Source organism: Pseudofrankia saprophytica, assembly GCF_000235425.2.
Classification (GTDB): domain Bacteria; phylum Actinomycetota; class Actinomycetes; order Frankiales; family Frankiaceae; genus Pseudofrankia; species Pseudofrankia saprophytica.
The window spans coordinates 460,065-479,810 of sequence record NZ_KI912266.1; the positions used below are offsets into that span (position 1 = coordinate 460,065).

Sequence of the window (19,746 nt, forward strand, 5' to 3'; positions counted from 1 at the left end):
CGGGTCGAGCCCGGCGGCGCTCTGCTCGACGCCCGGCCACGTGCCGCCGAGCACCCGGGTCGCGGCCGCCCGGACGTTGCCCCGCCCGGTCTCACCCAGCAGCGTCAGCAGGATCTGGTCCGCCGACGGGCGCAGCCGCGGGTCGCGGCCCAGCGTCGCGGCGACGACGGCGCGCAGCTCGGACGGGAGGCCGGAGAGGTCGGGTTTGCCGACGAGCACCCGTTCGGAGATCTCGTAGAAGGTGCCCTCGCCGTACGGGTGCACGCCCGTCGCGGCGTAGCCGATCAGTAGGCCCCAGGCGAAGATGTCGGTGGCGGGCCCGACCGGGCTGCCCTCCATCTGCTCGGGGGCCATCCAGCCGAGCGACCCGAGCACGATGCCGGAACGGGTCCGGTTCGCGACGGCGTCCAGCGCGCGGGCGATCCCGAAGTCGATCACCCGGGGGCCCGAGTAGGACAGCATGACGTTGCTGGGCTTGAGGTCGCGGTGCACGATCCCGGCGCCGTGGATCGCGGTCAGCGCGCTCGCCACGCCGATGGCGACGCCCTGCAGCGTGGACGTACCCAGCGGGCCGGACTCCTCGACGACGGTGTCCAGCCGCTTGCCGTCGATGTACTCGGTGACGAGGTACGGCTGCCGGGCGTCCGGGTCGGCGTCGAGGACCTCGGCGGTGCAGAAGGGCGCGACCCGCCGGGCGGCCGTCACCTCGTCGCCGAATCGGGCCCGGAACTCGGGGTCGTTGGCCAGCTCGCCGCGGATCACCTTGATCGCGACCCGTCGGCCATTGGAGTTCCGGCCGAGGTAGACGGCGCCCATCCCACCGGCGCCGAGCCGGCTCAGCAGCTCGTACCGGCCGATCATGCGCGGGTCGGACGAGCGCAGCGGCTCACCGGGAACCGGCGGCCCCGCGGCCCGCTCCGTCCAGACCGATCGCTCCGACACTGGCACCCCGCTCGTCGACCTCATTCTATCGTCCACGATCGTCCGCACATCCGGACCATGATCCGGATCGCATGGCGCTCGACTCCCTGGCGGCCTGAAGCTTCCGAAGGCTCCCGAAGACCACTGGACCAGGCCACTGAACCCGTCTCCTGAGCTGGTCTCCTGAGTCCGTCTTCTGAGGACGGTGATCCTGGACCTCTGGCCTTGTACTGGCCGACGGTAACCCGCCGGCCAGCGCCCGCCGGCAACTTGTCTAAGTTCTGACCTTTCCAGCGCAAAAGGCGCGACGGTCGTCACAGTCCACCGGCCACCGCCGACCACCGCGGGCGCTACCGCCCACGTCCGGCGGTCAGCGCGACGCGAGCCGGCCGACTCTCCGACAAGCCGGATCAGGGCACGTGACCCGGGCGTCGGGCAGTATGAGGGCCCAGGAGTACTCCAGTGGCATCGAACCGGAGCCTGGGCGGCCCGAGCGGAAGGACTCCGCCGGGCCGGGGCGTTGTCCTATTAGATCCTTGGGGCAACGGCCGCCGGGCGTGCATAGGAAGATCACTTCCGCACGCCCTTGGCCCTCTGGCACGGTCGGGCCATCGGTGGTCCGGGCCCAGCCGGGCCCGGAGCGATCCCCAGGGCCGGAGCCCGGCTGCCAGCGGATGGAGATACGGCATGGGTGACACGTCCGTCGACCAGTCGGTCGACATGCTCATCGTCGGCGCCGGCCCGGCCGGGCTGTTCGGCGCTTACTACGCGGGCTTCCGCGGCATGTCGGTCGCGCTGATGGACTCACTTCCCGAGCCCGGCGGCCAGGTGACCGCCATGTACCCAGAGAAGGTCATCTACGACGTCGCAGGCTTTCCCGCCATTCGTGGGCGTGAGCTGGTTAACGCCCTGGTGGAGCAGGTAGCGCCGTTCAACCCCACCTACCTGCTCGGCCACCAGGCCGCCGAGATCGACCACCAGCCGGATGGCGTGCTGGTGACCAGCGCACAGGGCCTGCGGGTGCATGCCAAGGTCATCGTCATCACCGGCGGCCTCGGCACCTTCACCCCGCGCCCGCTGCCGACGGGCACCGAGCACCTGGGCCGGGGTCTGGTGTACTTCGTGCCTCGCCTGGACGACTACCGCGACCTCGACGTCGTGGTCGTCGGCGGCGGCGACAGCGCCTTCGACTGGGCGCTGGCACTCGAGCCGCTGGCGAAGTCGGTCACCATCGTGCACCGCCGGGACAAGTTCCGCGCCCACCAGCACACCGTCGACCGCGTGAACGCGTCCTCCTGCGAGGTGCTCACCTTCACCGAGGTCGCCAGCATCACCGGCGACGATCGGATCGAGAAGGTCGAGCTGGTGCACAGCAAGTCCGGCGAGCGTCAGGTCCGCGAGGCCCAGGCCGTCGTCGCGGCCCTCGGCTTCACCGCCGACCTCGGCCCGCTCACCCGCTGGGGCCTCAACATCGACAAGCGGCACATCGTGGTGGACACGACGATGTACACCGGCGTCGAGCGCATCTTCGCCGCGGGCGACATCACCGAGTACCCCGGCAAGGTCCGCCTGATCGCCACCGGCTTCGGCGAGGTCGCGACCGCCGTCAACAACGCGGCCCCGGTCATCGACCCGTCCCTCAAGGTCTTCCCCGGCCACAGCTCCGACGACGGCACCCCCGCCGCCTGAGGCCCCGCGCGGCGGTTGATCGCCACCGGGACCACGCCCGCCCACCAGACGGTGGCGAGTGCGCTTGATCGCCATATCTGTATGGCAATCCGCACTAACGAAGGCTCGCAGTTCGGATTCGGCTACAGATCTGGCGATCTTCAGTGCCCTGAGGGGCGACGCCTGTGTGGCGGCGCAGACTGGGGGCATGCGTGGGCTGCTGGTCATCGGGCACGGGTCGCGACGGGAAGAGGCCAACGCGACCGTGCGGGCCCTCGCGACGGCGCTGGCGGCCGAGCCGACGGTTGACACCGCAACCGGAACATCGCCGGCCTGGGACGCGGTGGAGGCGGCCTTCCTGGACGTGCTGCGGCCGGACATCGCCGACGGGTATGCCGCGCTGGTCACGGCCGGATGTACCGAGATCGTCGCGCATCCGTTCTTCCTGTTCGCGGGAAAGCACACCGCACGGGATATTCCGGACGCGCTGGCGGCGGCCCAGGCGAGGCATCCACACACCACCTGGACGGTGACCGAGCCGCTCGGCCTGCATCCCGGCGTCGTCGCGACGGTCCGGGCCCGCATCGCCGATCGCCTGCCCTAAGTCAGGTCTGGCGGTCCTCGGGGGGCGCCGCCAGGCGGCAGAGGGCGGTGACGAGGCCGGCGATGCCGGGCTCGTCGGCGACCGCGTCGACCCGGATGCCGGCCTCGCGGCAGGCGACGACCGTGCGCCGGCCCATCGCGGCCACCAGGAGGCCGGGCGGCAGCGGGCCGTAGAGCTCGGCGGTCACCCGGGCGGCCGTGGACGAGGCGAACGCGACGGCGTGGAGCGCGGCGCGGCGAAGCTCGTGGGCGATCATCGGGTCCGCCTGCGCCGGGATGTCGGTCTGCAGGGTGATCCGGCGGACCGTCCGGACGCCCATCGGCGGCGCGGCGGCGGCGCAGACGGCGACCCGCAGGCCGGTCACCGGGATCTCGGGGACTATGACGTGTGCCACCTGCACCTGGGCCGAGGACGGGACGTTCGCGAGCCCGAGCGCGTCCAGGGCCGCCACGGCGGACTCGGACGCGGAGACCAGCGTGAGGCCGGCGAGCGCCCGGACGTCCCGCCCGGCGCCACGAAGCAGCGTGACCACGGCGGACACCTCGTCCGCGTCAGCGAGCACCAGCGCGTCCGCGCCAGGCAGCGCCTCCAGGAGCGCGCCCGCGTCCGGTACCGGTGCCAGGCGCGACACCACCGTCTCGACCACCTCGGCGCCCTGGCGGCGCAGGTCGCGCGCGAGCAGGCCGGGGCGGTCCCTGGTGCGCGGCACCAGCACCCGCATGCCCGTCAGCGGGCAGGCGGCGCCGTCCGCCGGCGCCGTGGGCAGCGCCAGCCGGCCCGGCTGGCCACCGCGCTCCTCCGGGGCACCCCGCCTGTCCACGTCCTCGCGTTCCTCCTGCTCACGGTCAGGCCCCGGCCCTGGCCCCAACCCTGGCTGTGGCCTCGACCCGGGATTCGGCTCTGGCCCCGGTTCTGGCCATGACCGCGTTCTCGTCCTGGCCGGCGCCGGGAGGCGCGGCGGGAGGGGACGCGCCGACGCTGGCCGGGAGGCCGTGCCGCGGGCGTCGATGCGGGCCGCGACGTCACCGACGACGATCACGGCCGGCGACCGCACCCCCGTCTCGACCGCGTCCGCGCCCAGCGACTCCAGCGTGGTGCGCAGCACCCGCTGGGCTGGGGTGGTGGCGCGCTCCACCACGGCGACCGGGGTGCTCGGCTCGCGGCCGGCCGCGAGCAGCGCCTCCGCGATCGCGACCAGGTGCGCGACCCCCATCATGATCACGACGGTGAGCGACGGCGAGACGAGCGCCGACCAGTCCACCGTCGAGTCCGGGTGGCCCGGCGGCAGATGGCCGGCGACGATCGCGACGTCCTGGGCGATGCCCCGGTGGGTGACCGGGATGCCGGCGTAGGCCGGACCCGCGAGCGCGGACGACACCCCCGGCACGACGGTCACGCCGATGCCGGCCGCCGCGCACATCTCGGACTCCTCGCCGCCCCGACCCAGCAGGTAGGGGTCACCCACCTTGAGCCGCACGACCCGGGCACCGCTACGCGCGCGGTCGACCAGCACCGCGTTCGCCTCGTCCTGGCCGCGCACGTCCCCATCCGGGCCGACGCGCACGATCTCGGCGCCGGCGCGGAGGTAGCCGTGCAGGGGGGCATCCGCCGCCAGGTCGGTGACGATGACATCGGCGCCCGCGAGGAGTTCGGCACCACGCACGGTGATCAGGCCGGGGTCGCCGGGGCCCGCGCCGACCAGCCAGACGTGACCACGGCGCCCTCCCCCGGCGCCGCCCGAGCGCGACGAGGTCCCGGCGCCGTTCCGCCCCCCGCTGGCCACCCACGGAACGTTACCGACCTAGGGCGCCAACCCGCCGCCCAGTCGCCCCAAGGGCATTGCTCCCACCCAACCCACGGGTCTTCGCGAGCATGTCGACGAGGACGGCCTCGCCATCGACGCGGCGACGACGAGCTTGGTGCCGAACTTGTCGACGCGCTCGACCCAGCCGGCTGTCGGCGACCTGGAAGCGTGCGCAGGCGTTCGGGCAGCCGTTGATGTTGATGCCGATCGGCTCGTCGAAGTCCGGCAGGCGGCGTTCCAGCTCCTCGAGGAGGTTGCCGGCGTTGGCCATGCTCCCCAACCGGACCGGTCAGCCCCGACCTCGCGGCGGCTTCGAGTCGTGCGGCCGGCCGGAGCCTCTGGACTGACCGACGGACGACGGCCGCGCCGCGGTTCTCGGCTTGCCCGAGCCAGGCTCGCTCGGCGACGGGTCGGGCGCGGTGGACAGCGGTTGGGATGCCGCCGGCTCGCCGATCCGCTGGCCTGCCGGATCGGTTCCCACAGCGACGGGCGCGGCGGTCGTCACCGGGTCGGCCGGTGCGGGCACCGTCGAGGCAGGGGCTACGGAGGCCGTCAGCGGCGACCGCTGCGTGTTGGCCGTTCCGGGAGAGCTTTCCGGCGCCGCGGCGACCAGTGCGGTCGCCGTGACGGCAAGTGCGGCGGCCGCACTGGCCGCCGGGAGCAGGACACGCCGTCGCCGCGCACCCGTCCCGGCCCGGGATGCGGGTCGCGGGCCGGGCCTCGTCTCGGCCTGGTCGGCAGGGTGGCCAGCCCAGGCAGGCAGGGATTCGGCGGACCGGTCCCCGCGCGCCGCCCCCTCGGTCGGCCCGAGGACGGCGGCGGCGGTCGAGCCCACCGCGGGTCGCACGCGTAGATCCGTCGTCGGCGCATCCGCCGAGGGCGCGTCGAGAACCGGCCTGTCCGCGCCGGGACCACCCGGGGTTCCCTCAAGCTGCCGCAGGATCTCGCTCGCGGTGGGACGACGCCGCGGGTCCTTGTCGAGGGCCGCCGCGACAAGGCCGCGCAGGCTGCCCCGGATGGCGCGCAAATCCGGAACGGTGTTGACGGTCCGGTAGAGCAGCGCCTCGACCGGACCGTCGCCGAACGGCGACCGCCCGGTCGAGGCGAAGACCAATGTCAGCGCCCAGGCGAAGATGTCGGCCTTGGGGCTCGGCCGGCCACCGTCGACGAGAAGCTCCGGAGCGATGTAGCCGAGGCTGCCCAGCACGATGCCGGACGCGGTCACCGTCTCCGGCAGGCCGGCCACAATGCCGAAATCGATGATCTTCGGACCGTCGGCGGCCAGCATGATGTTGCTGGGCTTGAGATCCCGGTGTACCACGCCCGCCTCGTGGACCGCGCGCAGCGCGTCGGCCACCCCGGCTGCCAAGGCACGCAGCCCGTCATCGGACATCGGCCCGTCCGCCAGCACCGAGTCCGTCAGCGTCAGCCCTGGCACGTACTCGGTCGCCAGCCACGGCTGCTCGGCGAGCGGGTCGGCGTCCAGCAACCTGGCCACCCGCGGGCTGTCGATCGCCGCGACGACGACGACCTCCCGGGCGAACCGGCGGCGCAGGGCCTGGTCGCCGTGGTGGTCGTCGCGCAGCACCTTGACCGCGGCCTGCCCGCCCCAGGGGTCCGAGCCGAGGTAGACAATGCCCATCCCGCCGCTGCCAAGCCGAGCACTGAGCCGATAGTGGCCTACGGCTGTCGGGTCGCTCGCCCGCAAAACCTTGCGGGTCCCATCGCTCGACGACATAGCCACCTCGCTCACAGCGCACTCGACCGGCGCTCTCCCCCGCGTCACCAGCACAAATCGGGATGGGTGGGGCGTTACCCGTCTCATCGGCCGCGAAACGACGTTCGCGACGCCGTGAGGGATCGGGCCGCCGGGACCATCTCGGAGCGAGCGGCGGGGGGTAGGCGGCGGCGATCGAGCGCCGGCGGACCTCCGCCCTTGCCCAAACCATCCGGGCGAGGGCCCCACCTACTGGTCACACCCAACAGGCATTGCTCCCGCCCGGCCCGCGGCGAGGGACCCAGCTATCTTTGCTGGCGCAAAAATAGCTGGGGAGCAATCAATGGATTCCGCACTCGGTCTTGGTGGAGCCGGCCCAGCGGCCGGCGCGGCCGGCGCCGCGCTGGGTGCAGGGCCAGCAGCCGACCGACTCGTAGCCGTCGGACAGCAGCGGGTTGACGATGACGTTGTGCTCGGCGACGTAGCGTTCGACGTCCTCGTCCGTCCAGGTCGCGAGCGGGTGGATCTTCACCTTGCCGCGCCGCTCGTCCCAGCCGACGACCGGCAGTTCGCGCCGGCCGGCCGACTCGGCCCGCCGCGAGCCGGCCGCCCAGGCCTTGTACGGGGCGAGCGCCCGGTCCAGCGGGACGACCTTGCGCATCCGGCAGCACAGGTCCGGATCGCTGGCGTACAGATCCTTGCCGTGGACGGCGTCCTGGCCGGCGACCGTCAGCTGCGGCCGGACGCTGATCAGCGGCAGGTTGTAGGTGGCGGCCACCGCGTCGCGGGTCCCGACCGTCTCGGCGAAGTGGTAACCGGTGTCGATGAAGACGACCGGCACGTCCGAACGGATCTTCGCGAGCATGTCGACGAGGACGGCTTCGGCCATCGACGCCGCGACGACGAGCTTGGTGCCGAACTCGTCGACGGCCCAGCGCAGCACCTCCTCGGCGGGTGCGTCGGCGAGGTTCCTGCCGGCGTGCTCCGCGCGGGTCTTCAATCCGGCGTCCATCAGCCGTTCTCCTCTGGTGCGGTGGTGCCAGTTGTGCGCGGGGTGCGAGAGGTGGTGCTGGTGGTCGTGGTGGCGCTGGCGAGCGCGGTGAGGCTCAGCCGGAAGGAGCGCTGGCAGGCGCGGCACGCCCAGTGGCCGTGGCCCTCGCCCGTCGCGCCCTCCGGGATGTCGGGGACGAGGTCCTCCTCGCCGCAGTACGGGCAGTAGAAAGGCACCGCGCGACCCGTGCTCGCCATCTCAGGTTCGCTCCCGGGGTGCCTGCCGGATCGGCGGAGCCTGCGGAGCCGATCCGGCAGGTCCGGCTTCACTCGCTCCTGCGCTCACAAGGTGCGCCATGACCGCGTCGTGGGTGAGGATCGACTCGTCCGCTCGCTCGACCCAGTCGGCGAACGCCTCGCCGTCGGCGCGCTCGGCCTGGTAGGTCTTCAGCAGCCCGACGACGTAGTCGACCAGCTCGGCCGAGGTGATCTTCAGGCCGCGTGACTTGCGGCCAAGCCGCGAGCGGGTGCCGAGATGTCCACCGAGGTGCAGCTGGAAGCCCTCGACCATCTCGCCGCCCGGCCCGGGGACGAGCGACCCCTTCAGGCCGATGTCGGCGACCTGGAAACGGGCGCAGGCGTTCGGGCAGCCGTTGACGTTGATCCCGATCGGCTCGTCGAACTCGGGCAGCCGCCGCTCCAGCTCCTCGATGAGAGTGGCGGCGTTGGCCTTGGTCTCGACGATCGCGAGCTTGCAGAACTCGATGCCGGTGCAGGCCATCGTGCCGCGGCGGAACACGCTCGGGCGCACCACCAGGTCGAGCGCCGCCAGGTCCTGCTCGAGCGCCGGTACGTCGCTCTCGGCGACGTCGAGGATGACCAGTTTCTGCGACGTGGTCGCACGGATGCGGCCCTGGCCGTACTGGTCGGCGAGGTTCGCGACGGTCGTCAGCGTCGTCCCGGTGAGCCGGCCGGCGCGCGGCGCGAAACCGACGGCGAACCTGCCGTCCGCCTGCCGGTGGATGCCGACGTGGTCGCGCCCTTCGGAGCGCGGGGGCGCCGGCGGCGGGCCGTCCGGCAGCGGCGTGTCGAGGTACTCCTTCTCCAGGGTGGCCCGCACCCACTCGGTGCCCATGTCCGCGACCAGGAACTTCAGCCGGGCACGGGTGCGCATCCGGCGGTAGCCGTAGTCGCGGAACAGGGAGGCGACGCCATGCCAGACCTCGGCGACCCGCTCCGGCTGCACGAACGTTCCCAGCCGGACGCCCAGCTTCGGGTTCGTGGACAGGCCGCCGCCGACCCACAGGTCGTAGCCGGGCCCGAGCTCCGGGTGGACGACGCCGACGAAGGCGATGTCGTTGATCTCGTGGAGCGTGCAGTGGTCGGCACAGCCGGACATCGCCGACTTGAACTTGCGCGGCAGGTTCGCCAGCGACGGGTCACCGACGAAGCGGCGCACGGTCTCCTCGATCGCCGGGGTGGCGTCGATGATCTCGTCGCCGTCGACGCCGGCGAGCGGGCAGCCGAGCATGACGCGCGGGGTGTCGCCGCAGGACTCCTCGGTGGTCATGCCGGCGCCCTCGAGCGCGCCCCAGATCGCGGGGACGTCCTCGATGCGGATCCAGTGCAGCTGGATGTTCTGCCGGTCGGTGACGTCGGCGACGTCCCGGCCGTAACGGGTCGAGATGTCGCCGATCACCCGCAGCTGGTCGGACGTCATCCGGCCGCCGTCGAGGCGGATCCGCTGCATGAAGTAGGAGTCCTCGATCTCCTCGGGCTCCAGGATCGCGGTACGGCCACCGTCGATGCCGGGCTTGCGCTGGGTGTAAAGACCCCACCAGCGGAATCGGCCGCGCAGGTCCTGCGGGTCGATGCTGTCGAACCCGGTATAGGGGTAACGGTTGAGAATCCGGTCACGGACCTCGAGGCCGCCCTGGTCCTTCTTCATCCGCTCGTTGGCGTTGAGCGGCTCGGTGTAGCCAAGGGCCCACTGGCCCTGGCCCTTCGGACGGGCCGGACGGGCGGGCCGTGCAGGAGAAGTCATCTGATCTCTCGCGACGCGGTTAGCGGAGCGCCGAACGGCTGGACGGCGCCAGGATCCGGGAACGTCCCCGGCAGGCAGGACGGACCCAGGGAACTGGGCCGTGACCGGCGAAAGGGAACGGCGGGGTCAGCAGGCGCGACGACAGCAGGCGCTGGCTACCCGGAGCAGGTCGACGTGTAGCCGCTCGACCAGCAGAAGCTCCGGAACATCCTCAACCGCCATGGCCAGTGGCCGCATGGTCGGTTGGGGCGCAGACATGGGACCTATGGTTTCACAGATGTGACCGCCGTGCCGCAGTTGTGGCCTAATCGATCCTCTGCACGCTGAGCTAACCACAATTACCCACCGGATGAATGGGAATAGTGGATGCCGGCGCAGCAGGGGCGGCGGATCGCGGGGATCAGCGGCTGGGGGCCGGACGCCGGCAGACGGCGCGCAGGCGGTCGACGAGCGGGCCCGAGCCGAGCCCCTTCTCCATCACGTCGTCGGCTCCGAGCGCGAGAGCCTCGTCGCGCACGGTGTACGCGGAGAAGCCGGTGAAGACGACGACCCGGGCGGCCGGCGCCAGCCGGCGGACCCTGGGCAGCGCGGCGATCCCGTCGAGCACCGGCATCGCGACGTCGAGGATGACGAGATCGGGACCGGTCTCGGCGACGAGGTCGATCGCCTCGGCGCCGTTGGCGGCCCGGCCCACCACGGTGAAGTCCGGCTCCAGGTCCAGCAGGAGGCAGATCAGGTCGCGCACGCCGTCGGCGTCATCCGCGACGACCACTCGCAACGGGCCCGCCCCGTGGCGGGGCACCGCCCCTTCGGCGCCAGCCCCGGCCAGGCCCGGACCCACGGCCCGGGACGGCTCGACGACCCGGGGACCACTCCCTGGGCTTCCTGGACGCGCGACACCGTCCGGACGGATCTCGCTTCCGACGGGGAAGCTGTCCGGACGGCGACGAACAGCTTGGAGCGCCTCGATCTCAACCGCCTCGGTCTCAACCGCCTCGGCGCCCGTCTGGAGGTGCCGGTCCACTCGTACCGTTCTACCGGACCACACAAGGTGTGCCCATCGTCATTCAGGGTGGTATTCGCGCATGGCCCGGGCGGGGGCCTCACCACGCCCCGGGCGCCCCGGAAGCCGTCGCGATGTGCAGTCGCGCCACATACAACCAGTAATCAAGGTGACCGTACGCGTATGGGACCTTTGGCCTCTAGCCGGATATGGTGCTCGACGCAATAGACTGATCACCAACAGTGACACGCACGTGGGTCATGTGGCGACATGGTCATGCGGCGACCTAATCCCGTCGGTAGGGCCTCCTCGAAGGGCCTCGCCGGTCGGCCTTCGCGGCATGGTCGCCGTACAGCCCGACTGTGCGGCGGGCTGCCGCATCGCGACAGTATGACCGCGGCCGGGACGAGTGGAGCGCAGATGCGGCATTCGGGCAACCGGCAGAGCAGCCGTGGCCCGGAAGGCGCGGCCACCGCCGAGGAGATCTTCCATCAGGAGGTTCGTCGGCACAGGTGCGCCCGCGGGCTCTCCCGTGACGACGTGGCGCGGCGGACCGGCTACAGCCGTCAGTACGTCAGCCAGCTCGAACAGCCGAGCAAGGGAATTCCTCCTCGGCCCGTGGTCGTCGCCGTCGACGCGGCGCTGAGCGCCGACGGGGCGCTGGTCGCGCTGCGCGACCAGGCCATGGCGGCGCGCGCCGAACGGGCCGGCCGGCCGCGCGACCCGGAGCGTGAGTCCCGCCGCCGGGTCGACGACCTGCTGCACAACCGCCGCCGCGACAATGACCTCGACTACCTGGACCGCATGGTGGGCGAGCTGATCGCGATGGCGGACGGCCTCAGCCCCCAGGACGTCTGCGACCAGGTCCTCGACCAGCAGGAGTTCGTCGACGCCCTGCTGCGCACCCCGATGCTGCCGCACCAGCAGTTCCGGCTCTACATGATCGCCGGGCACCTGGCGGGGCTGCTCGCGATCGCTCTGCTCGACATGGGCGACCTCGGCGGCGCGAGCACCTGCTGCCTGGAGGCCGCGGTCTTCACCGAGCTCACCGGCCACGAGGGGCTGCGGGCCTGGACGCTGGCGGTCAACCGGCTGGTGGGTGAGGCGGCGCGGCACGCGGAAACGGTCGTCCACCGCGACGGTGACGACCGCGCGGACCCGTCCCGCGAGGCGGGCCCGGCGCGGTTCATCGACCCGGCCGCCTTCGCCGACCAGCTGAAGCTCACCGACGAGGCCGAGCTGGCCGACACCGGCCAGATCTTCCTGGCCGACGGTTATGTCGACGGCTATGACGAGCCCGACCGGATCGGCTACGCGGCCACCGCCGGCGCCACCGAGGCGTCGTCCGACCCGATCATGCGCCGCGCCGACGAGCTGGCGGCCGGTCGGCCGGACGCCCACGAGCGGGCATTTCTCGACGCCGAGCCGGCCAGCCCGCCGTGGCGCGGCCTCTCGGACCTGATGACCGCCCCCGGCGGGCGGGCCAGCACTCCGCGGCTGGTCGCGCTGGTCAAGGGCCGGATCGCCCGGTTCGCCACCACCAGCGCGCGGCGCGAACGCCCGCCGTACGGCATCTCGCGCGCGTTCCACCCCCCGGTCTAACAGGGGTTCAGTCTGACGAAGACCCAGTCCGACGAGGGCGTCCGAGCCCCCGTCAGACGTCGGCGAAGAGGATCTCGCGCAGCGGGGGGACGGCGCCGCGGGTGCTGGCGCGGCGCGCGAACTCGGTGATGCCCTCGAGCTGACGGGGGCCGAGCCGGAAGTCCAGCGTCGTGAAGTAGCGGACGAGCGAAGCCGGGTCGAAGACCTCCCAGCGCGCCGCGCTGGTCGCGACCGTCGTCACCTCGGCGAGCGCGAGGTCGAGGCTCGCCCGGAAGGCGCCGTGGACCTCCTTCACCAGACCGGGGTGTGCCCGCGCGAAGTCGCGGCGAGCCGCCCAGAGGGCGAAGACCATCGGCAGGCCGGTCCACTCCCGCCAGGCCGCGCCCAGGTCGAGCACGGTCGGCTGGTGGCCCGGCCCACCCTGCTCGTGCTCGTAGTAGGCCCGCAGTGCGACGTCTCCGATCGTCACCGCCGCGTCGGCCTCACGCAGCATCATCGGCACGTCCGGCGGCATCGTGAGGTAGTCGGGACGCACCCCGAAGCGGTCCTCGAGCATCATCCGGGCCAGCAACACGCTGGTGCGCGACGTGGAGCCGAGCGCCACCGAGCGGATCTCGCCGATCGGCACCTGGGTGCTCAGCACCACCGACAGCACCGGCCCATCCGAGCCGACGGCGAGGTCGGGCAGCACGACGAGCTCGTCGGCGTGCCGCAGGTACTCGACGAGGCTGATCGGGCCGATGTCCAGGTCCCCGGCGACGAGCGCCTCGCTCAGGCGGTCCGGCGTGTCCTTGAACAGGTCGAGGTCGAGCAGCGCGCCCGAGTGCACCAGGCCCCAGTAGAGGGGCAGGCAGTTGAGGAACTGGATGTGACCCACCCGCGGCCGGCTCGGGACGCCGGCCGCCCCGGTATGTGGGCCGTCCGCCCCGTCGGGCGCCTCGCCCGCGGCGGCCTCGGAGGCGCCGACGCCGTCGACGCCGCCGGGACCTGCCCGCAGCGTCACTGCTGCCCCCGGCGGGCCTCGAACGCCCGCTGCGCGGCCCGTCGCTGGCGCAGCGCGAGCGGGAAACTCATCACCCCGCTGACGACGAGCGCGGCGAAGAAGGCGAGCCACCCGTTGACGCCGAGCAACAGCACGGCCGCCAGCACCCCGCCGAACAGCACGGCGCGCAGCGCGAAGTAGCGGAGGTTGATCGCAAGCAGCCCCGGCGGCGCCTTGGACGAGGCCACCAGGCCCGTCTCGGGCTTCAGCGGCACGGACTTGGTCATCTGCCCCTCCAGTACTTCCGGCGAGCCATCCGGTGATTTCCAGAATTCTCCGGAACTAACGACGACGGGGACGCTTACGTACCCATCCCAGCCGGAGCAGCACGCTTGGGTAACAGGCCAGGCAGACGATGACCGTCAGCAACCCCAGCAGCGAAGCCGGGCCGAGCCCCAGGCCGAGCGCGTGCAGGACAAGGTAGACCGCGATCCCGGGCACCAGGATCACGATGAACGCCAGTACGAAGATGGACCCGATGCCGGCGTGGCCGGGCGGGAGGGGAGCCGGACGCCCCGCCCGGTCCGGGCCGGGCGCCGGCCGGCCGGCCGGCGCCGAGCCCGCGGACGTGACCGCGGGCGACGACGGCGCGCCGCCGGGCGCCTGGGCGGCCGCGGGAGTCCTCTCCTGATCGGCGGTCACGTCAGCCCTCGTTCACGCGTCGATCGGCTGGGGAACGTCGCGGCGGGCCGGGTCCGGACCGTCGAAAGTGCGGATCACCCGGTAGCGGGTGTCGCGCTCGACCGGCTGGAAGCCGGCGTCGCGAATCAGCGTGAGCAGGTCGTCCCGGGTCATCGTGTTCGGTGTGCCGAACCGGTCGGCATCGTGAGTGATCTTGTATTCGACGACCGAGCCGTCCAGATCGTCCGCGCCGAAGTTCAGCGCGAGCTGGGCGGTCGTCAGGCCGTGCATCACCCAGAAGCACTTCACGTGGTCGATGTTGTCGAACAGCAGCCTGGAGACAGCGAACGTCTTGAGTGCTTCCGCGCCGGTGGCCATCGGCTGGTTCATCAGCCGGTTGCGCGGGTCGCCGGCGGCGTCGTGCTGGAAACGCAGCGGGATGAAGACGGTGAAGCCACCCGTCTCGTCCTGCAGCTCACGCAGCCGGAGCACGTGGTCGACGCGGTGCCGGGGCTGCTCGACGTGGCCGTAGAGCATCGTGCACGGCGTGCGCAGACCCTTGGCGTGCGCGAGCCGGTGGATGCGCGACCAGTCTTCCCAGTGCGTCTCGTGACCGACGATCTGCTGCCGGATCTCCCAGTCGAAGATCTCGGCGCCACCGCCGGTCAGCGACTCCAGACCCGCGTCGATCAGCTCATCGAGGATCGCGTCCGCGGTCAGGCCGCTGATCTTCTCGAACCAGTGGATCTCGGTCGCGGTGAATGCCTTGAGCGCGACGCCCGGCAGCGCGGCCTTCAGCTCGCGCAGCGAGCGGGGGTAGTACCGCCACGGCAGCGTCGGGTGCAGGCCGTTGACGATGTGCAGCTCGGTGATGCCGGACGGCTCCATCTCCTTGGCCAGCCGAACGGCTTCCTCGATGCGCATCGTGTACGCGTCGGCCTCGCCCGGCTTCCGCTGGAAGGAGCAGTAGGCGCAGGAGGCTGAGCAGACGTTCGTCAGGTTGAGATGCCGGTTGACGTTGAAGAACGTCTGGTTCCCGTTCTTGCGGGTCCGCACCTCGTGCGCGAGACCGCCGAGCCAGGCGAGGTCGTCGGTCGCGTACAGCGCCTCTCCGTCGGCCTGGTCCAGCCGTTCTCCGGCAAGGACCTTCTGCTCGAGCTCCCGCTTCAGTCCGGCATCCATAACGAAGAGCGTAGACCCACGGACGACGCGATCATCAACGACGAGACCACCGGCACAAGGGACGCCGGGCCGCCGGCCTCCCCCTGCGTCTCCCTACCCGGCCGAGCTGGCCGAGCTACTTGCCCGGCTTGGCGGTGTCGCGGTGGGCGACGCGCTTCTGGATGCGCGCGATCGGCCAGGTCACGACGGAGGCCGCGATCATCCCGATCAGCAATGCCCAGAGGACGTAGAAGCCGACGAGAATGAGAACCACTGTGATCACGGCGAAGACCGCGATCCGGATGAGGAAGTAGGGAAGCGCCGCCTTCAGGTCTGCCGGCTCGTGCACGGGCTTCTCAGGCTTCTCGGCCGTCGCCTTCTTCGGCCTCACCGTCGTCACGGGCCTCGCCTTGGCCTCCGACGCCTTCGACTTGGCCGACGCCTTCGGCTGCGCCGCGGCCCCCTGGTTCCGCCCGCGTGCCATCCCGATCTCCTTCAGTCCCTTGGTCCGCCGAGGCGCTGGCCCATTCCGGTGCCCGCGTCCGCGTCCGCCCCGTTTTCGCCGTTCTCGCCGGTCGGCGTGTCGTCTACTGTGCCAGGTCCCGGCCGGTACGTACGCGCCGCGCCGAGTTCTCCCGCCCACCGCCGGAAAAGCGTGTTGGGCACACCCGCCGCGTCGAGCACCCGGCCGGCGACGAAGTCGACGAGCGCCTGCGCGTCCGCCGCGCCGGCGTAGAAGCCGGGACTCGCCGCGGCGACGACCGCGCCCGCGTCGTGCAGCGCCAGGAGATGGCGCAGCGTGGCACCGGTGAACGGCATCTCGCGTGGCACCACCACCAGGCGCCGGCCCTCCTTGAGGGTCACGTCGGCGGCGCGCTGCAGCAGGTCCTTGGACAGGCCGAGCGCGATTCCCGCGATCGACGCGGTGCTGGCCGGTACGACGATCATTCCCCGGGTCGGGTAGGAACCGCTGCTCGGCCCGGCGGCCAGGTTGTCGGCGCCGTGCACCCGCACCAGCCGAGCGGCCTGCTCGGCGATGAGCCCGCGGTCGGGACGGCCGGCACCGGCGAGCGTCGTCCCGAGCCACTGGGCGAGCGCCCCGGGCCACGCGCCGTCGCCGTCGCGCCAGGCGATCCCGGTCTCGTCCAGCAGGGTGAGCCGCGCGGCCCTGGAGAGCACCAGGTCCACCGGTCGGTCGGCGGCCAGCAGGCCGCGCAGCACCGACGCGGCGTACGGCGTCCCGCTTGCCCCACTGACCCCGACGACCCATGGGCGCCGCGCCTCGCTGGGGCCCTCACCAGGCCCGTCGCCGAGCTCCTCGCTGGACGCGGCGCCGTCGCGGACGTCGCCCGACCATCCGCCGGGGAACGCGGTCACGCGGCGAGGCCGCGCGCGATCAGGTCGAGGAGCGCGAAGCCGAACAGCGCTATGCCGACGAAGCCGTTCGCCGTGAAGAACGCGCGGTTGACCTTGGACAGGTCGTTCGGGGTGACGATCGCGTGCTCGTAGCCGAACGCGACCGCGGTCAGCCCCAGCCCCACCCACCAGAGGGCGCCGAACCCCTCGGCCAGCCCGAACAGCACGAACAGGGCGAACGTCACGACGTGGGTGACCGCCGAGGCGACGAGCGCCGCTCGCACCCCGAACCGCGCCGGCACGGACCTGACCCCGATCCGGCGGTCAACCTCGACGTCCTGGCAGGCGTAGATCAGGTCGAAGCCGCCGATCCAGCTGCCGACCGCCAGCCCGAGCAACACGGCGTGCCATGACCAGTGGCCGGTGATCGCGATCCAGGCGCCGATCGGTGCCACCGCCTGCGCGACCCCGAGGACCACCTGCGGGAAGTTCGTGAACCGCTTGGCATAGGGGTAGACGACCAACGGGGCGACGGCCGCCGGGGCGAGCGCCAGACACAGCCAGCCGAGGGCCGCCGCCGCGGCGAGGAACACCGCCAGCGCCACGACCGCCCCGATGATCGCGGTACGAACGGCCACCACACCGGTGACCAGCTCCCGGTGCGCGGTACGCGGGTTACGGGCGTCGATCTCCCGGTCGATGATCCGATTGGCCGCCATCGCGAACGTCCGGGCGGCGACCATCGCCACGGTCACCAGCGCCAGATCGGCCCAGTGCACCGACCGCGAGACCCGAAACCCAGCCGCAAGCGCCGCCACATAGGCAAACGGCAAGGCGAACACCGAGTGTTCGATCATCACCAGCCGCAGGAATGCCCGCGGCCGCGCCGTCACCCCCGGCAACCACGCAGCTTCAGTCATCAGAGTCCGTACTCCTTCCAGCGGTTGGTGACCAGGGTGCGGGTCGCGTCGTCCATCACGCATTCGGCCGGCCAGCCGCCGGCTCGGCGATAGCCCTCGGTCGGGAGCTTCCTGGTGGCGTCGATGCCGGCCTTGCCGCCCCAGAACTGCTCGTAGGACGAGTGGTCGAGGTGGTCGACCGGGCCGATCGTCGTGACCAGGTCGTGGGCGTAGTCGACGTTGCCGAACGCCCGCCAGGCGACCTCGGTGTAGTCGTGCACGTTGCAGTCGGCGTCGACGACGATCACCAGTTTGGACAGCGACAGCAGCCCGGCGCCCCAGACGGCGTGCATGACCTTCTGCGCCTGCTTCGGGTAGCGCTTGTCGATCGAGACGATCGCGCAGTTGTGGAAGACGCCGGCCTCGGGAAGGTCGTAGTCGACGATCTCGGGGACCAGCATCCTGATGAGCGGCCGGAAGATGCGCTCGGTGGCCTTTCCCATCGGGCCGTCCTCCTGCGGGGGCCGGCCGACGACGATCGTCTGGTAGATCGGGTCCTTCCGCATCGTCATCACCTCGACGTGCAGCGCGGGGAAGGGCTCGACCGGGGTGTAGAAGCCGGTGTGGTCGCCGAACGGCCCCTCCGGGCGGCGTTCCCCCGGCTCGAGCCAGCCCTCCAGCACGATCTGCGCGTTCGCCGGGACCTGCAACGGGACGCTCACGCAGTCGACCAGCTCGACCCGCTCGCCGCGCAGGAAGCCCGCGAACAGGTACTCGTCGATGTCGGCGGGCAGCGGCGCGGACGCGGCGTAGGTGACCGCCGGGTCGCAACCGAACGCGATCGCGACCGGCAGCCGCTCGCCGCGCCGTTCGGCGACCGCGTGGTGGGCGTTGGAGTCCTTGTGGATCTGCCAGTGCATGCCGACGGTGCGTTCGTCATGCCGCTGCAGCCGGTACATGCCGAGGTTGCGGGCGCCGGTCTCCGGATGGCGGGTGTGCGTGAGGCCCAGGTTGAGGAACGCGCCGCCGTCGTCCGGCCAGGAGGTGACGCCCGGCAGCCGGAACAGGTCGACCTCGTCGCCCTTGTAGACGACCTCCTGGCAGGGCGCCGTGCGGACCTTCTTCGGCGGCATGTTCGTCAGCCGGGCGGCCTTGCCGAGCGCCTCGCGCATGCCGGAGAAGCCCTGCGGCAGCTCGGGGCGAAGCATGTCGGCGATCCGGTCGCCCAGGTCGTCGAGCCGCTCGACGCCGAGAGCCCTCGCCATCCGCTTCTCGGTGCCGAAGACGTTGATGGCCAGCGGCATGTCCGAGCCGGCCGGGTTCTCGAACAGCAGGGCCGGACCGCCGGCGCGCACGACCCGCTGGACGATCTCGGTCACCTCCAGCGCCGGGTCCACCGTCGCCTTCACGCGACGCAGCTCACCGTGCTTCTCCAGGTCGACCAGAAACGCGCGCAGATCCGCCCATGCCATGCCGCCATCCTCCCAGCGCACCTCCTCCCCACGTCCAGTGCGCTCGGCCGTCCGCCTGGTCACCCACCTCGCCGTCCGGCGGCATATCGGTGGACGACTCGGCGTTGGTCAGGACGAACGGGCGGGTGGCGCGGCACCGGTCGCCCGATCGGTGGGAAGGGCGGTTCTCGCCACTGGCCAGACGGCGCCACCAGCCAGGGCGCACACTGGCTTCAACGGGACACCACCCGCACCCAGCCGATGAGCCACCCCTGCCGAGATGAAGACCCTGGTCAGAGCACTGGCTCGGACGCGGCCACTGGGCGGGGCACGTCTCGTCGACGTCGTAGGGTGGGTCAAGGGCCGTAAACGGCGCAAGAGGAACGGCTAGCCGGAAAGGGGGGCGACGAGCCGATGGTTCTCCTGCTCTACGTCGTGGTCTGCGCGGCCATGGCCTATGTGATCGTGGACATCGCGCGAACCCCTCGGGACAACATCCGGGTGCTGTCCAAGCCCGTCTGGATCATGATCATCCTGCTTTTCGGCCTGTTGCTCGGGCCGATCGGCTGCGTGCTCTGGTTCATCTTCGGCCGGCCGCGGTCGGCCATCGGCCGGGGCGGCGCGCGCTCCGCCCGTCGCCAGCACCCGGCCTACGGCGGCTCCGGCCGGTGGGACGCCGTGCCGCCGCGCCGCTCCAGCGGCCTGGGCCGTGCGCGGGGGCGCGTCCACTGGCTCGAGCAGCCCGACCGCCCGCGCGGCCCCGACGACGACCCCGAGTTCCTGCTCGAACTCTCCGAGCGCCTGCGCCGCCAGGACCCCGACGGCCCGTCCCCCCGCGCCTGAGGCAGTCACCCGCAGCCATC

The 19,746-nt window shown here is 72.0% G+C and carries 21 protein-coding genes; 4 read left to right on the forward strand and 17 right to left on the reverse strand.

Translation table 11 applies throughout. From position 1 onward, the window contains the following. Positions 1 to 861: serine/threonine-protein kinase (locus tag FRCN3DRAFT_RS42195; RefSeq protein WP_232794254.1), on the reverse strand; the 861-nt coding region annotated here is incomplete at its 3' end. A 747-nt stretch (positions 862 to 1,608) separates the two neighbouring features. Here FRCN3DRAFT_RS42195 and FRCN3DRAFT_RS0201995 point away from each other — a divergent pair. Then, positions 1,609 to 2,610: an NAD(P)/FAD-dependent oxidoreductase gene (locus tag FRCN3DRAFT_RS0201995; protein ID WP_007519687.1), complete on the forward strand. Its 1,002-nt coding sequence runs from the start codon at positions 1,609 to 1,611 to the stop codon at positions 2,608 to 2,610. A gap of 187 nt (positions 2,611 to 2,797) precedes the next feature. Beyond that, positions 2,798 to 3,193 (forward strand): sirohydrochlorin chelatase, encoded by a 396-nt coding sequence (locus FRCN3DRAFT_RS0202000; RefSeq protein WP_027140169.1) that lies wholly within the window; start codon positions 2,798 to 2,800, stop codon positions 3,191 to 3,193. A gap of 1 nt (position 3,194) precedes the next feature. Here the strand turns inward: FRCN3DRAFT_RS0202000 and cobA are convergent, their stop codons facing one another. The 8 genes from cobA to FRCN3DRAFT_RS0202035 form a co-directional block, all read right to left on the reverse strand. Next, positions 3,195 to 4,976 carry a uroporphyrinogen-III C-methyltransferase gene (gene cobA, locus FRCN3DRAFT_RS0202005; RefSeq protein ID WP_007519685.1) on the reverse strand — a complete coding sequence of 594 codons (1,782 nt, stop codon included), beginning with the start codon at positions 4,974 to 4,976 and terminating at the stop codon, positions 3,195 to 3,197. 10 nt (positions 4,977 to 4,986) lie between these two features. Further along, the gene (locus FRCN3DRAFT_RS0202010; protein ID WP_007519684.1) at positions 4,987 to 5,268 is read right to left on the reverse strand and encodes a hypothetical protein; all 282 of its coding nucleotides are present in this window, start codon (positions 5,266 to 5,268) and stop codon (positions 4,987 to 4,989) included. Positions 5,269 to 5,286: 18 nt separating this feature from the next. After that, positions 5,287 to 6,750, reverse strand: a complete 1,464-nt coding sequence (locus tag FRCN3DRAFT_RS42200) for a serine/threonine-protein kinase (RefSeq protein WP_232793888.1) — start codon at positions 6,748 to 6,750, stop codon at positions 5,287 to 5,289. 304 nt (positions 6,751 to 7,054) lie between these two features. Continuing rightward, positions 7,055 to 7,726, reverse strand: coding sequence for a phosphoadenylyl-sulfate reductase (locus tag FRCN3DRAFT_RS0202020; RefSeq protein ID WP_007519682.1), 672 nt, complete (start codon positions 7,724 to 7,726; stop codon positions 7,055 to 7,057). Further along, positions 7,726 to 7,962, reverse strand: coding sequence for a hypothetical protein (locus FRCN3DRAFT_RS42205; RefSeq protein ID WP_007519681.1), 237 nt, complete (start codon positions 7,960 to 7,962; stop codon positions 7,726 to 7,728). The genes FRCN3DRAFT_RS0202020 and FRCN3DRAFT_RS42205 overlap by 1 nt, the downstream gene beginning before the upstream one ends. A 1-nt stretch (position 7,963) precedes the next feature. Beyond that, positions 7,964 to 9,748 (reverse strand): nitrite/sulfite reductase, encoded by a 1,785-nt coding sequence (locus tag FRCN3DRAFT_RS0202030; protein WP_007519680.1) that lies wholly within the window; start codon positions 9,746 to 9,748, stop codon positions 7,964 to 7,966. Between the two features lie 126 nt (positions 9,749 to 9,874). Continuing rightward, on the reverse strand, positions 9,875 to 10,006 hold the full coding sequence (locus FRCN3DRAFT_RS57545; RefSeq protein WP_425343315.1) for a putative leader peptide: 132 nt from the start codon (positions 10,004 to 10,006) through the stop codon (positions 9,875 to 9,877). 142 nt (positions 10,007 to 10,148) lie between these two features. Beyond that, positions 10,149 to 10,520 carry a response regulator transcription factor gene (locus FRCN3DRAFT_RS0202035; RefSeq protein ID WP_232794255.1) on the reverse strand — a complete coding sequence of 124 codons (372 nt, stop codon included), beginning with the start codon at positions 10,518 to 10,520 and terminating at the stop codon, positions 10,149 to 10,151. A 651-nt stretch (positions 10,521 to 11,171) separates the two neighbouring features. Here FRCN3DRAFT_RS0202035 and FRCN3DRAFT_RS0202040 point away from each other — a divergent pair. Further along, positions 11,172 to 12,353: a helix-turn-helix domain-containing protein gene (locus FRCN3DRAFT_RS0202040; protein ID WP_007519678.1), complete on the forward strand. Its 1,182-nt coding sequence runs from the start codon at positions 11,172 to 11,174 to the stop codon at positions 12,351 to 12,353. Between the two features lie 52 nt (positions 12,354 to 12,405). Here the strand turns inward: FRCN3DRAFT_RS0202040 and FRCN3DRAFT_RS0202045 are convergent, their stop codons facing one another. The 8 genes from FRCN3DRAFT_RS0202045 to FRCN3DRAFT_RS0202080 form a co-directional block, all read right to left on the reverse strand. After that, the gene (locus FRCN3DRAFT_RS0202045; protein ID WP_007519677.1) at positions 12,406 to 13,356 is read right to left on the reverse strand and encodes a menaquinone biosynthetic enzyme MqnA/MqnD family protein; all 951 of its coding nucleotides are present in this window, start codon (positions 13,354 to 13,356) and stop codon (positions 12,406 to 12,408) included. Further along, positions 13,353 to 13,622, reverse strand: a complete 270-nt coding sequence (locus FRCN3DRAFT_RS0202050; RefSeq protein WP_007519675.1) for a DUF4229 domain-containing protein — start codon at positions 13,620 to 13,622, stop codon at positions 13,353 to 13,355. Before FRCN3DRAFT_RS0202050 ends, FRCN3DRAFT_RS0202045 begins: the two co-directional genes overlap by 4 nt. A 55-nt stretch (positions 13,623 to 13,677) precedes the next feature. After that, entirely contained in the window at positions 13,678 to 14,037 is a 360-nt protein-coding gene (locus tag FRCN3DRAFT_RS55780; protein ID WP_232793889.1) for a hypothetical protein, read from the reverse strand. 12 nt (positions 14,038 to 14,049) lie between these two features. Beyond that, entirely contained in the window at positions 14,050 to 15,198 is a 1,149-nt protein-coding gene (gene mqnE / locus FRCN3DRAFT_RS0202060) for an aminofutalosine synthase MqnE (RefSeq protein ID WP_007520297.1), read from the reverse strand. A gap of 115 nt (positions 15,199 to 15,313) precedes the next feature. Continuing rightward, positions 15,314 to 15,661, reverse strand: coding sequence for a hypothetical protein (locus FRCN3DRAFT_RS49080; RefSeq protein WP_007520295.1), 348 nt, complete (start codon positions 15,659 to 15,661; stop codon positions 15,314 to 15,316). An 11-nt stretch (positions 15,662 to 15,672) separates the two neighbouring features. Further along, positions 15,673 to 16,554 carry a UbiX family flavin prenyltransferase gene (locus tag FRCN3DRAFT_RS42215; protein WP_007520294.1) on the reverse strand — a complete coding sequence of 294 codons (882 nt, stop codon included), beginning with the start codon at positions 16,552 to 16,554 and terminating at the stop codon, positions 15,673 to 15,675. Further along, positions 16,551 to 17,453, reverse strand: coding sequence for a menaquinone biosynthesis prenyltransferase MqnP (mqnP, locus tag FRCN3DRAFT_RS0202075; protein ID WP_007520292.1), 903 nt, complete (start codon positions 17,451 to 17,453; stop codon positions 16,551 to 16,553). The genes FRCN3DRAFT_RS42215 and mqnP overlap by 4 nt, the downstream gene beginning before the upstream one ends. Continuing rightward, the gene (locus tag FRCN3DRAFT_RS0202080) at positions 17,453 to 18,904 is read right to left on the reverse strand and encodes a menaquinone biosynthesis decarboxylase (protein ID WP_007520291.1); all 1,452 of its coding nucleotides are present in this window, start codon (positions 18,902 to 18,904) and stop codon (positions 17,453 to 17,455) included. The genes mqnP and FRCN3DRAFT_RS0202080 overlap by 1 nt, the downstream gene beginning before the upstream one ends. 393 nt (positions 18,905 to 19,297) lie before the next feature. Here FRCN3DRAFT_RS0202080 and FRCN3DRAFT_RS0202085 point away from each other — a divergent pair, with 393 nt between their 5' ends. Next, a complete protein-coding gene (locus FRCN3DRAFT_RS0202085; RefSeq protein WP_007520289.1) occupies positions 19,298 to 19,726 on the forward strand; it encodes a PLDc N-terminal domain-containing protein in 429 nt (142 codons plus the stop codon). Positions 19,727 to 19,746 lie beyond the last annotated feature (20 nt).

Coding starts and splice junctions, on each gene's coding strand:
- FRCN3DRAFT_RS0202040 (WP_007519678.1), top strand. CDS start 11,172: ATGCGGCATTCGGGCAACCGGCAGAGCAGCCGTGGCCCGGAAGGCGCG.
- FRCN3DRAFT_RS0202020 (WP_007519682.1), bottom strand. CDS start 7,726: ATGGACGCCGGATTGAAGACCCGCGCGGAGCACGCCGGCAGGAACCTC.
- mqnP (WP_007520292.1), bottom strand. CDS start 17,453: ATGACTGAAGCTGCGTGGTTGCCGGGGGTGACGGCGCGGCCGCGGGCA.
- FRCN3DRAFT_RS0202000 (WP_027140169.1), top strand. CDS start 2,798: ATGCGTGGGCTGCTGGTCATCGGGCACGGGTCGCGACGGGAAGAGGCC.
- mqnE (WP_007520297.1), bottom strand. CDS start 15,198: ATGGATGCCGGACTGAAGCGGGAGCTCGAGCAGAAGGTCCTTGCCGGA.
- FRCN3DRAFT_RS0202030 (WP_007519680.1), bottom strand. CDS start 9,748: ATGACTTCTCCTGCACGGCCCGCCCGTCCGGCCCGTCCGAAGGGCCAG.
- FRCN3DRAFT_RS0201995 (WP_007519687.1), top strand. CDS start 1,609: ATGGGTGACACGTCCGTCGACCAGTCGGTCGACATGCTCATCGTCGGC.
- FRCN3DRAFT_RS42205 (WP_007519681.1), bottom strand. CDS start 7,962: ATGGCGAGCACGGGTCGCGCGGTGCCTTTCTACTGCCCGTACTGCGGC.
- FRCN3DRAFT_RS0202010 (WP_007519684.1), bottom strand. CDS start 5,268: ATGGCCAACGCCGGCAACCTCCTCGAGGAGCTGGAACGCCGCCTGCCG.
- FRCN3DRAFT_RS0202050 (WP_007519675.1), bottom strand. CDS start 13,622: ATGACCAAGTCCGTGCCGCTGAAGCCCGAGACGGGCCTGGTGGCCTCG.
- FRCN3DRAFT_RS49080 (WP_007520295.1), bottom strand. CDS start 15,661: ATGGCACGCGGGCGGAACCAGGGGGCCGCGGCGCAGCCGAAGGCGTCG.
- FRCN3DRAFT_RS0202085 (WP_007520289.1), top strand. CDS start 19,298: ATGGTTCTCCTGCTCTACGTCGTGGTCTGCGCGGCCATGGCCTATGTG.
- FRCN3DRAFT_RS0202080 (WP_007520291.1), bottom strand. CDS start 18,904: ATGGCATGGGCGGATCTGCGCGCGTTTCTGGTCGACCTGGAGAAGCAC.
- FRCN3DRAFT_RS57545 (WP_425343315.1), bottom strand. CDS start 10,006: ATGTCTGCGCCCCAACCGACCATGCGGCCACTGGCCATGGCGGTTGAG.